Raw genomic sequence first — 13,482 nt, 5'->3', positions numbered from 1 at the left:
TCTTTCTAAATTTAGTTTATACTAGCTACTCCAATTAGACATAATATAACAGTTATAATCCAGAAAACTGCTACAACTCTAGTTTCTGACCATCCTTTTTGTTCAAAATGATGGTGAAGGGGACTCATTAAAAATACCCTTTTTCCAGTTAATTTATAAGAAGTCACTTGTATTATAACTGACAATGCTTCAACAAAATATATTCCTCCTACTATAGGAATTATCAGTGGTAAATTCAATAATATAGCAAGAGCAGACACTGCACCTCCTAAAGCCATAGAACCTGTATCTCCCATAAACACTTTAGCTGGATAAGCATTAAAAACTAAAAATCCAAGGCATGCTCCTGTTAATGCTGCGGAAAATATAGAAGCACTATCCATTCCCCAATTTAATGAAACTAAACCGAAAAATGATAATACTATTAAAGTAACACCTGTAGCTAAACCATCTAATCCATCTGTTAGATTCACACTATTTACAGTACCCACTACCACAAAAGTTATAAAAGGTATATAAAGCATTCCTAAATCTAAATATTTATTACTTACAAACGGAATAATTATCTTAGTACCTAGCATAGAAGTATTAGACTGATAAATAGCCAGTAAAGCAGCTAATATAAACTGGCCAATCAACTTTTGATAAGGCTTAAGTCCTAAAGATCTTCTTTTGACTACCTTTATATAATCATCAATAAATCCTATAAGACCAAAACCAAAAGTAGATAAAAGTAAAATATATATATCCCTATTTAATATACCTGAAGTTAAAACAGTAATTAAAAGTCCAATCATCATAATAATTCCACCCATAGTAGGGGTACCACTCTTCTTATAATGAGTTTTTGGACCTTCCTCTCTAATACTTTGCCCAACTTTCATTTTCCTTAAAACAGGTATCAATATTGGACCTAGTATAACAGTTATAATAAAAGAAATAATTATAGTTCGTATTGTGTCGGTATAATCAACCATTATTCTTTCTCCTCTCTAGTATATAGCTTATTTTTCCATTTTTTTCAAAATATCCAATACAATTTGTCTTTCGTCAAATGGAAGAACTTCATCTCCAATAATAGTGTATGTTTCATGGCCCTTCCCTGCAAGTAAAATTATATCTTTAGATCTTGCATTTTTAATTGCATATTCTATGGCTTCTTTTCTATCTACAATTTTTATATAATTTTCATTTACCTTTTTAACCCCTTCTATTACATCATCTACTATTCTTCCTGGCTCTTCATGTCTAGGATTATCAGAAGTTACAATTAAAAAATCTGCATATTTGCCTACTGTTTCACCCATAATAGGTCTCTTTGTTCTATCCCTATTTCCACCTGCTCCAAAAACAGCTACTACTCTACCTTCTGAAAACTGTCTAATTGTAGTCAAAACTTTTTCGAGTCCATCTGGAGTATGAGCAAAATCTATAATAACTGAAAAATCCCTATTAGTAGGAACTATTTCAAATCTTCCTTTAATACCCTTTACAGACTGTAAGCCTTCCTTTATGGTATTTAACCCTATTCCATAATAATAAGCACAGCTAGCAGCTGCTAGTGCATTATAAACGCTGAATTCTCCAGGTATATTAAATAATATATCTATCGAACCTTTAGGCGTATTCAATTTAAAATCTACACCATTCAAATGGTATTCTATATCTGTAGCATAAATAGTAGCTTTTTCTACTATTCCATAAGTAATAGTAGAGATATCTAAATCCTTAGTTTCTTCTACTATTCTTCTTCCATAAATATCATCTATATTAATAATATTACACTTATTTGTCATATAAAACAATTTTAACTTAGCATTAAAATAGTTTTCTATAGTATTATGATAATCTAAATGATCTCTACTTAAATTTGTAAATATTCCTATATCAAAATTACAATATTCTACCCTTTTTAAATCTAGTGAGTGAGAAGAAACTTCCATAACACAAGCTTTTGTCTCTTCTTCTATCATATGATAAAGATATTCTTGTATCAGCAATGATTCAGGAGTAGTATTTGATGTATTAAATAATTCATCGCCTATTACACTCCCCATAGTACCTATTATTCCAATTTTCATATTGGCTTTTTCCAATATGCTTTTAACTAAGTAAGTTATAGATGTTTTTCCATTGGTCCCTGTAACTCCTATAAGTTTCATTTTTTCAGAAGGATTTCCATAAAAATTAGAGCTAATCCTAGCTAAACTATCCCTAGTATCTTTAACTTTTATTACAGTAATATTTTCTTCATCTACTTTTATATCTTTAGTAACTACTAATGCAGTAGCTCCTTTTTCAATTGCTTGATCTATATATTTGTGTCCATCAGATTCAAACCCTTCTATAGCTACAAACACATAGTTAGAACCTACTTTTCTTGAATCATAGCTAATTCCTTTTATATCCTTTTCTAGACTTCCATAAATTTTTTCTACTTCCAATCCTTTGATTATATTTTTTATCTTCATGTTTTAATCTCCACCTTACATGTAAAAATTAATTAAAAGGCAACCTTAAGTCGCCCTTTAATATATTACTCCTTAATATCTGAAAATTCAACTTCAACAGTTATATTTTCATCTATTTCCGAGCCTGCTTTAGGCTTCTGATTTACAACTATACCATTTCCATTGAAATTATATTTTAATTTCAAATCATCTAATATTTTAACTGCCTCTTCTCTTTTTTTGCCAGTTAAATCTGGCATTATATTTACATTTGATTCTTTCCTTTTTTCATTAAAATATAAATCTATTATTGAACCTTCATTAACTTTAGTGCCTGGTAATGGAAATTGATCTATAACTATAGTATCTTCATTTATATTTGGTAACTCTGTATTATATTTAAAACCAAGCTTTGTTAAAGTTTTGCCTGCAGCTACTATATTTTTGTTTCTTACATCTGGAACTGTAACTTTTTTAACAAATTCTTCTTTTTCCTTCTCTGTGTATTGAGGTTTTATATCTAAATACTTTAAAGTCTCTTCAATTACTTCACTTGCTACTGGCGCTGCAGTAGTTCCACCATAATAACTACCACCACTTGGTTCATCTACCACTACTAACACAGCAATTTTAGGATCATTTGCTGGTGCTACTGCTACAAAAGAAGCAATATATTTTCCTGGTGCATATCTTCCGTCTATTACTTTTTGAGCTGTTCCAGTCTTTCCACCTATCTTGTACCCAGGAACATAAGCTTTTTTACCTGTACCTTCCGACACTACCGACTCTAGTATTTCCAATAAAGTTTTTGAAGTTTCCTCAGATATAACCTTTCTTTTAGCTTCAGGCTTGAAACTTTGAACAACTTTTCCTTCTTCATCTATTAGTTCTTTAACTATCCTAGGTTTCATTAATTCTCCACCGTTACCTATAGCCGAAACAGCCGTCACAAGTTGAATTGGAGTAACTGCTATCCCATGGCCATAAGACATTGTTGCAAGATTTGCTTCTTTTATATTTTTTGGATCTGAAGGAATGATACCCGCTTGTTCACCAGTTAAATCTATTCCTGTATTTTCTCCAAATCCAAAGGCTTTTATATATTTAAGCATTTTCTCATTTCCTAATCTCCTACCTACATCTACAAAAACAGCATTACAAGAATTTTGAACCCCCTCTGTAAAAGTTTGACTTCCATGAGGATTATACCATCTCCAACATTTTATATTAGCACCTGGAATCCCTTTTATATGGCCTCCACAATAAAAGTTTGTATCTGGAGTTGTTACATTTTCCTCTAAACCAGCAGCAGATGTTATTATCTTGAAAGTAGAGCCTGGCTCATAAGCATCATTTATAGTGAAATTTCTCCACATATCATACCATCTTTTTTGTAATTCCTCTTGTGATAAATCCTTCCACTGGTTTTTTATTCCTTCATCAACTGGCTCTCTTGGGTTATTTGGATCGTAATCTGGTTTAGTAGCCATAGCTAGGATATCCCCTGTCTTAGGCTCCATAACTATAACTGATACATTTTTTGCATTGTTTTTTATAAGGGCTTCTAAAGCTGCTTTTTCTGCGAAATGCTGTATAGTTTCATCCATAGTCAATACAACACTAAGACCATCCTCCGCTTCATATAGTTTCTCACTTCCATAAGGAAGTTGTCTACCTTTCGCATCTGTAGTTTTTATCCATTTACCTGGTCTTCCATTAAGATATTTATCATAAACTTTTTCAATACCATATAATCCGTTATTATCAATATCTGTAAAACCTATTATATGGCTTGCAAAACTGCCATAAGGATAATGTCTTTTATTATCATCAATAATTTCAATCCCTGGTAAATTTGCCTTCCTAAGTTCTACAGCTTCTTCCTTAGTTATCCACTGTTTAAGTTTTTCTACTCTTTGGTTCTTAGTTATTTTTTCATAGACTTCCTTTTCATCCATTTTTAATATCTCTGCTACTATCTTAGCAGTTTCTTTAGGTTTATCAATATCAGCCGGACTACTCCATACAGTGTAAGAACTTACACTCATAGCCAATTTTTTTCCATTCCTATCGTATATTACTCCTCTTTTAGGCTTTATCTCGATACCTTTAGTCCATTGCTCAAGAGCACCTTTTTTTAGTTCCTCACCTTTTACAATTTGTAAGTACCCTAATCTTAATATTAGTAAAAAGACAATAAATGATACAGAAAAAAATATAAATACTAATCGTTTTTTTGTTTTGTTGCTAGGTGCTGGCATTAGCCCAACCCTCCATAATATTATTTTAATATCATATTCATCACATTTTTAAAATAACCAACTATAAAAAAATCTTCTTTTGATTTTGATTCTCCTAATAATTTATCTTCATCATTAGCTTTATCATCAATAGATATATAGACTATTTGTTCCTCCGAAGGATAGTCCATACCAAGTTTTACCTTTGCATCTTCTTCTATTTTAGCATCACTTTTAACCCTATCGAGTTCAGCCATTAAATCTTGTTTCTCTTTTTTCAATTCAACTTTTTGGCTTTCCAACTTTGAATTTTCCAGCCTCATTTGGGTGATATGAGTGTATCTTAATAAAACAAATAAACAAGCTAGTAATATTATAGTTGCACCCATTAAAAATTTCAATTTCTCATTAGATTTATTTTTACTGTTTTTCTTTATTTTCTTCCTTTTTTTGTTTCTTTCTTCATAATAATGGTTTTCTTCCCGTTTAGCTACTAACAAATTTATTCACACCTCCCTAAAATTAGAACACTAAACTTTCTCTCCTATTCGAAGTTTAGCACTTCTGGATCTTGGATTAGTTTCTATTTCTTCTTCACTAGGTATAATTGGTTTCCTTGTTAAAATCTTAAGTTCCCTTTTCTTATTGCAAGTACATACCGGAAACTCTGGTGGACAAATACAGTCTTTATTTAAATACTTGAAAGTATCTTTAACTATCCTGTCTTCTAACGAATGAAAAGTAATAATACATAACCTTCCACTTTCATTTAAGACTTCATTTGCATTCAAGATACTGTTTTTCAATATATCTAACTCTTGATTCACCTCTATACGAATAGCTTGAAAAGTCTTCCTTGCAGGATGCCCGCCTTGACTTCTAACCTTCTTTGGTATAGCTTTTTTTATTACAGATACTAATTCAAATGTAGTATCTATTGGGGCTTCCCTGCGTTCTTCTACTATAAATTTAGCTATTCTTTTTGCCCATTTTTCTTCTCCAAAATCCCAAATGATTTTTTCCAATTCTTTTTCACTGTATTTGTTAACTACATCCCAAGCTGAAAAAGCATTGCCTCTATCCATTCTCATATCCAAAGGAGCATCTTTGTTATAAGAAAATCCTCTTTCTTCCTCATCTAATTGGTGTGAAGAAACACCTAAATCTAAAAGTATTCCATCAACTTTATTTATCCCAAGTGTATTTAATACATTTTTTATGTTCTTAAAATTCTCCTTTACAATAATAGTTCTATCACTATAATCAGCTAAAACCTCCTTAGACTTTTTAATTGCATTTTCATCTTGATCTATCCCTATTAACTTTCCAGTGCTAAGTCTTTTTACAATTTCAGTTGAATGGCCTGCTCCTCCTAAAGTGCCATCTACATATATTCCATCTTCTTTTATATTAAGTCCCTCTAATACTTCATTAAGCATTACAGGAACATGTTTAAATTTCAATATATCAGCTCCCATTTTTATTTTCTTATATTCCTAATTCAGCCATCTTTTCTGCAATATTTTCATAACTTAGGCTGTCATCCTCATTGTATATATCCCATTCTTCCTTACTCCAAATTTCAACCCTTATCCCAACTCCTATTATCACCGCTTCTCTCTCCAATTTTGAATGATTTCTTAAATTTGCTGGAATAAGAATCCTTCCTTGCTTATCTAATTCACATTCAGTGGCACCTGAAAAGAAAAATCTTACAAAAGCTCTGGCATCTCTACTAGTTAAAGGTAGTGATTTCAATTTTTCTTCTAATATATGCCATTCAGATTTTGGATACACAAATAGACAGTTATCCAATCCTTTAGTCATAATGAAGTTCTCTCCTAGACCTTCTCTAAGTTTGGATGGAACAATAAGTCTTCCTTTATTGTCTACATTGTGTTGATATTCTCCAATAAACATTTTATTCACCCCAAAAAAGTGTTTACACTACCTCCCACTTCTCACCACTTTACTCCACACTCTATTATTTCTATAAGTATTCGTGAAATCCTTCAAAAAAAATAAAAAAAGTCCAAATATTTATTAGGACTTTCAGACTATTTTTATCTAAACCTAAATAGTTTACTGTTACTATTTTAGTTCTATTATAAAAGCAACGCAAAAACTGGGTAATAACTACAATTTTACATGTTTTTAGACATTAAAAAAGAAGCAGCATACTTTCTGCTCCTTTAAATCCTATTTATCTTTTTCCTCCTATAGGAAAAAATGACTATTGAAATTCCTATTAGTGCCATACTTACAAGTTGAGCTACTCTAATTGGACCTAACATTAAGCTATCAGTTCTAAGTCCTTCAATAAAAAATCTTCCAACTGAATAAAGTATTAAATATAACAAAAATGTCTCTCCCGTTACCTTTTGCTTGTTTTTTCTATACCAGATTAAATAGAAAAAAACTGCAAAGTTCCACAAAGATTCATATAAAAATGTAGGATGAACTTTTACACCATCAACTATAATACCCCATGGTAAATCTGTAGGACCTCCATGAGCTTCTTGGTTTATATAATTTCCCCATCTACCAATGGCTTGACCTAAGATAATGCTTGGTGCACATATATCTACAACCTTCCAAAAATTAACCTTTCTTCTTTTACAAAATATAACTGCCACTATCACTGCAGCAGCTATAGCTCCATGTATAGCTAATCCTCCACCTCTTATATGAAATATCTCTTTTAAATTTTCACTATAATAATCCCAACTAAAAGCTACATAATAAATTCTTGCTCCTACTATGGAAAGAGGAATAGCATATAGTAGCAAGTCTATTAATGTCTCCTCATCAAAATTTATTCTTCGTGCTTCTCTAAATGCAAGTATTGCACCTATTATAATGCCAGAAGAAATAAGTATTCCATACCACATTACCTCTATTCCGAAGAGTTCAAAGGCTACAGGGTCCATATTTTCTCCCCCTTTCTATTTGTATATCTTTTAAATATAACATAAAATAGGGATATTTAAAAGTATTTAAACTGGATTAATTACAGATAAAGTATAGTTATCTTTTCTATAATGCTTATTAAATCTATTTAATGCATCTTCAAAAGAAATAGATTTGTATACATCTAAATAATCTAGAAATGAAAAATCTAGAAATAAATAATTTATAAAATTATTAGCAATAAACTCTACTGAATTGAATCCCATAATATTGGACCCAATGTCCTTCTTTTTAATCCTTTCAAAATCTTCTTCATTTAACCCTTCATTCCTTATTTCTTCTAAATAAGTATTTATTCTTTCAAGTACAACTTCTGGCTTATAAGATTGGCCTACTACAATAGAATGCCCGTAGTTTTTATGCCCTACATACTGTCCACCAAAACTAGCATCTATAAGACCTTCACTATAGAGTTCTTGATAAAATTCAGAACTTTTCCCAAATAACATTTCTAATAATATATTTGTAACTATTTCTCTTTTAACCAATTCCTTGCCTTCCAGTCCCAATTCATCATCTTTAAAACCTATAGTAAATATAGGAATTGAAGTAACTAACTTTTCCTCAATATACTTTTCTTTGATCTCTTTTGGTTCTTCAGGATATATACGAATTATACTATCTACCCCAGGTTTTATATTTTTTTTCTCAGAATTATTTACTACTTTTATGACCTCATCAAAGGAAATATCTCCTACTAAAAATAACACCATATTCTTAGGGTGATAGAAAGTATTGTAACAAGTATATAGAGTTTCCTTATCAATTTTTTGAATACTCTCTACAGTACCTGCTATATCTGTTTTAACAGGATGATTATGATACATTCCTGTTAAACAATTGAAAAATACTTTCCATCCTGGATTGTCCTGGTACATTTTTATTTCTTGAGCTATTATCCCTTTTTCCTTCTCTACATTTTCATCAGTAAAATAGGGATTTTGAACAAATTTAATTAAAAGTTCTAGATTTTCATAAAAATTATCAGTACAAGAAAAAAGATAGGCTGTTTGATCAAAATTAGTATATGCATTTACACTAGCACCAGATTCTGAAAACTTATCAAATATATTTTCATCTGGTTCTTCAAATAATTTATGTTCTAAGAAATGAGCAATCCCCTCTGGGACTTCTATTGCCTCTTTCTCTCCTATAGGAATAAATTTATTGTCATTAGAGCCATATCGAGTTGCAAATACTGCATATTTTTTCATATAACCACTTTTAGGCATTAAATAAATTTTAAGTCCACTTTCAGATTCATAAAAAAATAATTCTTCATTTATCTTATTGTTTTTAAATATATTTTTGTCCAAAGTAATCCACCCTCCTGAACTACAGATTTTCATTTTTTAAAAAATAAATAGTATCTACATTTATTTTATTAGAAGCTTCTATTATCTCTTCCCTGCTCACATTTAAAATATCTTCTATCATTTCAGCAACAGACCTATTATCATTAGACAATACTTGACTTAAAAAGAATTCAGATATTAGATAATTGCTATCTGTTACAGATTTTAAAGATGTAACTATAGCTTTTTTAGCAATTTCTATATCTTCATCACTGAAAATCCCTTCTTTCAATTCATCTATTTGCTCTCTAGTTATTTCCAATGTTTTTTCAAATTTATCAAAATCAATACCAGCATCTATGAGCATTATAGATTTATATTTGTAAATTTTAGAATTTATATAATATGCAAGACTTTCTTTTTCTCTAACAGTTCTAAATAATTTTGAATTTGGCCCTCCACCTAATATTTCACTAGAAACTAATAGTGCATTATAAAGATTATCTTCATAAGGTATACCAGTTCTATAACCTATTACTAATTTCCCTTGGTTTATTTGCATATCTTCATAAACCATGTTTTTTGTCTGCACTGCATCTGTAATTTTTTCTCTAGGAACTTTTATTATATTTCCCCTATCCATTTTAAATGTATTTTTTATATGGTCTATCATCTTATTATCATAATTGCCAATATAAAATATCTCTATAGGGCTATTTTCTAATATAGATTTATAATGCTCATATAGATTTTTATTATCAATAGAATCTAAATCTTCTACATAACCATATTCATAAATACTGTATTTTTCATTTTTACACATTTCTTCTATACATCTAGTTATAGCATAGGATCTTTTATCATTTATCTTTCCTTCTATTATTCTCTTTAAGTTTTCTTTCTCTTGATCTACATATTCTTTCTTAAAACCTCCGTCCTCTACATAGGGATTGTATACTATTTCTTTTAAAAAACTAATTACGTCATAAAAATACTCTTCATCGTCTACATAGATACCTTTTGGACTTTCTATTGTAAATCTTAAAACATGTCTTTCACCTTTTTTATTAATATTTAAGCTTAGTTGTCCTCCATAAAGCTCTTCAAGGCTTCTCTCAACCTCTAAAGTAGTATTGTATTTGTTAGTACCTCTTTTTAAAACTAATGGAATTAGAGCATTTTTAGTAACCATGTCTCTATTTAAAGGCATTTCCATGTATAAACTTATTAAATTAGATTTAAACTTATCTGTCTTTATTAAATTTAAATTTATTCCATTACCTATGTTTAATATTTCATTAAATGTTGCCACGTTTCTACCTCCTTAAATCTATTTGTTTTTATAATACCCATATTTAAATAAAAAAATATAAGTTAATAACTATTATATGAAAAAACCTAGTCTTAAGACCAGGTTTTATCTACATTTTTAAATTATTTTGTTTTTTTCATTATATTATCTATCTCTTTTTTATACTTATCGATACTATCTCCTTTGATAAGAGCCTGAGCTATATCATCTATTATATCAAATGTTTTTTTATCTGCAATTACTTTAGCCTCTTTTATCTGTCCATCGCTTTCTATGGCAGTATTTTTTATCATATTAATCATATTTTCATCTAGTTCTACTTCTTCTGCTATCTCAACAGCTACTATAGCTTCATTGTCATATATTATTGCTGTTGCACCTTCTACTCCTATTAATTCTACTAGGTTATCAGCAATTTTTTCTCCCCTATCTACCAGTTCATTGGTCTTTTTTGCTCCTACATCTGCACTTACATCTTTTTGTTCTATATCTTCTTCCATCTCTTCTTCTACCTTTTCTACATCACCTTTTTTACACCCAGAAATAATTATAGATATAATCATCATTGAAATGAGCAAAAATAATAGTTTTTTATTTGTCTTTCCCATATGTATAAACCTCCTTTAGAATTTATTATTCCATTTAAAATAAAAAATATTAAAATAAAAGCATGTTTGGAAAATATTAACCAAACATGCCCATGATATAATCTTTTGTTCTATCATCTTTAGGAGATTCAAACATATATCTAGTTTCTCTATGTTCAACAAGTTTACCTAAAAGGAAAAATGCAGTATAATCTGAAATCCTAGCTGCCTGTTGCATAGAATGGGTAACTATTATAACTGTATAATTTTCTTTTAAAGTAGTTATTAGCTCTTCAATCTTTGCTGTAGCAATTGGATCTAGTGCAGAAGTAGGCTCATCCATCAGTATTATCTCTGGTTCAACTGCCAATGCTCTAGCTATACAAAGTCTTTGTTGTTGCCCTCCTGAAAGACTGAGGGCAGACTTATTTAATCTATCCTTTACTTCATCCCACAGAAATGCTAATCTTAAACTCCTTTCAACTATTCTATTTAATTCACTTTTTTTCTTTATCCCATGCACCTTAGGTCCATAGGCTACATTATCATATATACTCATTGGAAAAGGATTTGGCTTTTGAAATACCATTCCCACTTTTTTTCTAAGAATTGTAGGATCCATTTTTTCATATATATCCTCACCATCTAACATTATATTCCCTTCTACCTTCACATTTGATACCATATCATTTAATCTATTTAAAGTTCTTAAAAAACTTGTCTTTCCACATCCAGAAGGACCTATTAAAGCAGTTATACTATTTTCTTCAAAAGAAACATCTATATTGTTTAATACTTTCATATTTCCATAATAAAGATTTAAATTATTAACAGCTATCTTTTCATTCACTATACATTCACCCCTTAATCTGCTTTTAATTTTTCACTAAACTTTTTAGCCAATCTATTTGAAATCAAATTTATACAGAGAACAAATAAAACTAAAATAGTAGCCGTAAAATAAGCTCTTTCAAAGGATATACCTTCTTTTGCCAGAAGATATAAATGTACAGATAAAGTTCTACCTGAATCTAATGGACTAACAGCTGCTCTCGGTACCATTCCTGCTGTTAAATAAACTGCTGCTGTTTCCCCTACTATTCTACCAATGCTTAAAATAACTGAAATAATTATTCCAGGAAGAGCACTAGGAATTACTACAGCTTTTATAGTTTTAACCTTTGAAGCTCCTAGTGCCAAACTTCCTTCTCTAATAGATAGGGGGACAGATTTTAAAGCTTCCTCTGTAGTTTTAATTATTATAGGAAGAATCATAATGCTCAGTGTTAAAGCTCCAGAAAGTATTGACCATTTAAAATTTAAACCTACAACAAATACAATCATTCCAAAAAGACCAAATATTATAGAAGGTATTCCTGCTAAGCTTTGGATAGCAAATCGTATTAAATGCACTAGTTTATTGTCTCTAGCATATTCATTTAAATAAATAGCTGTCCAAATACCTATAGGAGTAGAAATAGATACTGCTAACAATACAATATAAAAGGTGTTCATGATCATAGGTAGAATACTTTCATCTCCAATATTATCAATATTACCAATCTTTATAACCCCATTAAACACCACATGAAGAAGTATCCATAAAACTATCCCAAAAGTTAAAAATACAGAAAAATATATAATTCCCTTAATCAGCTTTTCCTTTACTTTTTTAACATTAATTTGACTATCCATCTGTAAACTTTTATCAGTCATTTAGTTCACCTGCTTTTCTATTAAATACTAAGAATAGCCCATTAATAATCATTATGAATACAAATAGAATAACCCCTGTTGCAAAAAGTGCACCTTGATGGAGTCCATATGCATATCCCATCTCTATTGCTATATTGGAAGTCAATGTTCTCACCCTATCAAAAATGGAATGGGGAATTAGTGGAGTATTGCCTGATACCAATATAACAGCCATAGTTTCCCCTATAGCTCTACCAAGAGCCAATACAATAGAAGCCAATATACCAGATTTAGCAGATGGTAGCATTACTTTAAAAATACTATCTATATGGGTTGAGCCTAAAGCTAGTGAACCTTCCTTATATTCCTTTGGAACAGCCCTTATAGAAGCTTCTGAAATACTTATAATAGTTGGCAAAATCATTATTCCAAGTATTATTGAAGAAGCAAAGAGACTATTCCCTCCACCACCAAAAAACTTATCAATAAGAGGAACTATACTAACAAGGCCGAAAAAGCCAAAAACTACAGAAGGTATGCCTGCTAAAAGTTCTACAACTTTTCTTAAAAAATCTGCTGTTTTTTTATTAGCCATTTCACTTAGATATATAGCTGTAAATAGTCCAATAGGCACTCCTACTAAACAAGCTCCTATAGTAACATAGATAGAACCTACAATCATAGGTAAAATGCCATATTGACCATCTCCTGGCTTCCAATTGGTTCCTAATATGAAATTTTTAATTCCAATTTCCTTTATTGCTGGAACCCCTTTTATAAATATGAACAAAGTAATACTAAAAATTAAAGCAATAGAAATTAGGGCACTTATTAAATATAGCTTTTCATTTAATTTCTCCTGCCAATTGCTTTTCTTCATATATTTACACCTCTTTTATAAGTTAGAGAGACAGGGATGTAATCCATTAGGAT

13 protein-coding genes are annotated in these 13,482 nt (G+C 30.2%); all 13 read right to left on the bottom strand.

Annotated elements, in window-relative coordinates:
- Positions 1-11: 11 nt before the first annotated feature.
- The gene (mraY, locus tag FYJ27_RS08360) at positions 12-977 is read right to left on the bottom strand and encodes a phospho-N-acetylmuramoyl-pentapeptide-transferase (protein ID WP_154484394.1); all 966 of its coding nucleotides are present in this window, start codon (positions 975-977) and stop codon (positions 12-14) included.
- 27 nt (positions 978-1,004) lie between these two features.
- Entirely contained in the window at positions 1,005-2,471 is a 1,467-nt protein-coding gene (locus FYJ27_RS08355; RefSeq protein ID WP_154484393.1) for a UDP-N-acetylmuramoyl-L-alanyl-D-glutamate--2,6-diaminopimelate ligase, read from the bottom strand.
- Positions 2,472-2,536: 65 nt separating this feature from the next.
- On the bottom strand, positions 2,537-4,711 hold the full coding sequence (locus tag FYJ27_RS08350) for a stage V sporulation protein D (RefSeq protein ID WP_154484392.1): 2,175 nt from the start codon (positions 4,709-4,711) through the stop codon (positions 2,537-2,539).
- A gap of 20 nt (positions 4,712-4,731) precedes the next feature.
- Positions 4,732-5,190, bottom strand: a complete 459-nt coding sequence (locus FYJ27_RS08345; protein WP_154484391.1) for a cell division protein FtsL — start codon at positions 5,188-5,190, stop codon at positions 4,732-4,734.
- Between the two features lie 30 nt (positions 5,191-5,220).
- Positions 5,221-6,153: a 16S rRNA (cytosine(1402)-N(4))-methyltransferase RsmH gene (gene rsmH, locus FYJ27_RS08340; RefSeq protein WP_154484390.1), complete on the bottom strand. Its 933-nt coding sequence runs from the start codon at positions 6,151-6,153 to the stop codon at positions 5,221-5,223.
- A 25-nt stretch (positions 6,154-6,178) separates the two neighbouring features.
- Positions 6,179-6,610, bottom strand: a complete 432-nt coding sequence (mraZ, locus tag FYJ27_RS08335) for a division/cell wall cluster transcriptional repressor MraZ (protein WP_154484389.1) — start codon at positions 6,608-6,610, stop codon at positions 6,179-6,181.
- A gap of 272 nt (positions 6,611-6,882) precedes the next feature.
- A complete protein-coding gene (gene lgt, locus FYJ27_RS08330; protein ID WP_154484388.1) occupies positions 6,883-7,620 on the bottom strand; it encodes a prolipoprotein diacylglyceryl transferase in 738 nt (245 codons plus the stop codon).
- A 66-nt stretch (positions 7,621-7,686) separates the two neighbouring features.
- Positions 7,687-8,976, bottom strand: a complete 1,290-nt coding sequence (gene yfmH, locus FYJ27_RS08325; RefSeq protein WP_229775509.1) for an EF-P 5-aminopentanol modification-associated protein YfmH — start codon at positions 8,974-8,976, stop codon at positions 7,687-7,689.
- 19 nt (positions 8,977-8,995) lie between these two features.
- On the bottom strand, positions 8,996-10,267 hold the full coding sequence (yfmF, locus tag FYJ27_RS13035; RefSeq protein ID WP_154484386.1) for an EF-P 5-aminopentanol modification-associated protein YfmF: 1,272 nt from the start codon (positions 10,265-10,267) through the stop codon (positions 8,996-8,998).
- A 122-nt stretch (positions 10,268-10,389) separates the two neighbouring features.
- Complete coding sequence (locus tag FYJ27_RS08315; protein WP_154484385.1) at positions 10,390-10,875, bottom strand: YhcN/YlaJ family sporulation lipoprotein; 486 nt, start codon at positions 10,873-10,875, stop codon at positions 10,390-10,392.
- A 76-nt stretch (positions 10,876-10,951) separates the two neighbouring features.
- A complete protein-coding gene (pstB, locus tag FYJ27_RS08310; protein WP_216383046.1) occupies positions 10,952-11,704 on the bottom strand; it encodes a phosphate ABC transporter ATP-binding protein PstB in 753 nt (250 codons plus the stop codon).
- Between the two features lie 14 nt (positions 11,705-11,718).
- Complete coding sequence (gene pstA / locus FYJ27_RS08305) at positions 11,719-12,570, bottom strand: phosphate ABC transporter permease PstA (protein ID WP_195839105.1); 852 nt, start codon at positions 12,568-12,570, stop codon at positions 11,719-11,721.
- Entirely contained in the window at positions 12,563-13,429 is an 867-nt protein-coding gene (gene pstC / locus FYJ27_RS08300; RefSeq protein ID WP_154484384.1) for a phosphate ABC transporter permease subunit PstC, read from the bottom strand. The genes pstA and pstC overlap by 8 nt, the downstream gene beginning before the upstream one ends.
- Between the last annotated feature and the right edge of the window lie 53 nt (positions 13,430-13,482).

The organism is Anaerosalibacter bizertensis (genome assembly GCF_009696605.1).
Taxonomy (GTDB): Bacteria; Bacillota; Clostridia; order Tissierellales; family Sporanaerobacteraceae; genus Anaerosalibacter; species Anaerosalibacter bizertensis.
This window is presented reverse-complemented; position numbering and strand designations above follow the sequence as displayed.

Excerpts from the sequence above, each read along its gene's own strand:
- pstC (WP_154484384.1), bottom strand. The coding sequence starts at position 13,429 with ATGAAGAAAAGCAATTGGCAGGAGAAATTAAATGAAAAGCTATATTTA.
- mraY (WP_154484394.1), bottom strand. The coding sequence starts at position 977 with ATGGTTGATTATACCGACACAATACGAACTATAATTATTTCTTTTATT.
- FYJ27_RS08355 (WP_154484393.1), bottom strand. The coding sequence starts at position 2,471 with ATGAAGATAAAAAATATAATCAAAGGATTGGAAGTAGAAAAAATTTAT.
- pstA (WP_195839105.1), bottom strand. The coding sequence starts at position 12,570 with ATGACTGATAAAAGTTTACAGATGGATAGTCAAATTAATGTTAAAAAA.
- FYJ27_RS08350 (WP_154484392.1), bottom strand. The coding sequence starts at position 4,711 with ATGCCAGCACCTAGCAACAAAACAAAAAAACGATTAGTATTTATATTT.
- mraZ (WP_154484389.1), bottom strand. The coding sequence starts at position 6,610 with ATGTTTATTGGAGAATATCAACACAATGTAGACAATAAAGGAAGACTT.
- FYJ27_RS08315 (WP_154484385.1), bottom strand. The coding sequence starts at position 10,875 with ATGGGAAAGACAAATAAAAAACTATTATTTTTGCTCATTTCAATGATG.
- lgt (WP_154484388.1), bottom strand. The coding sequence starts at position 7,620 with ATGGACCCTGTAGCCTTTGAACTCTTCGGAATAGAGGTAATGTGGTAT.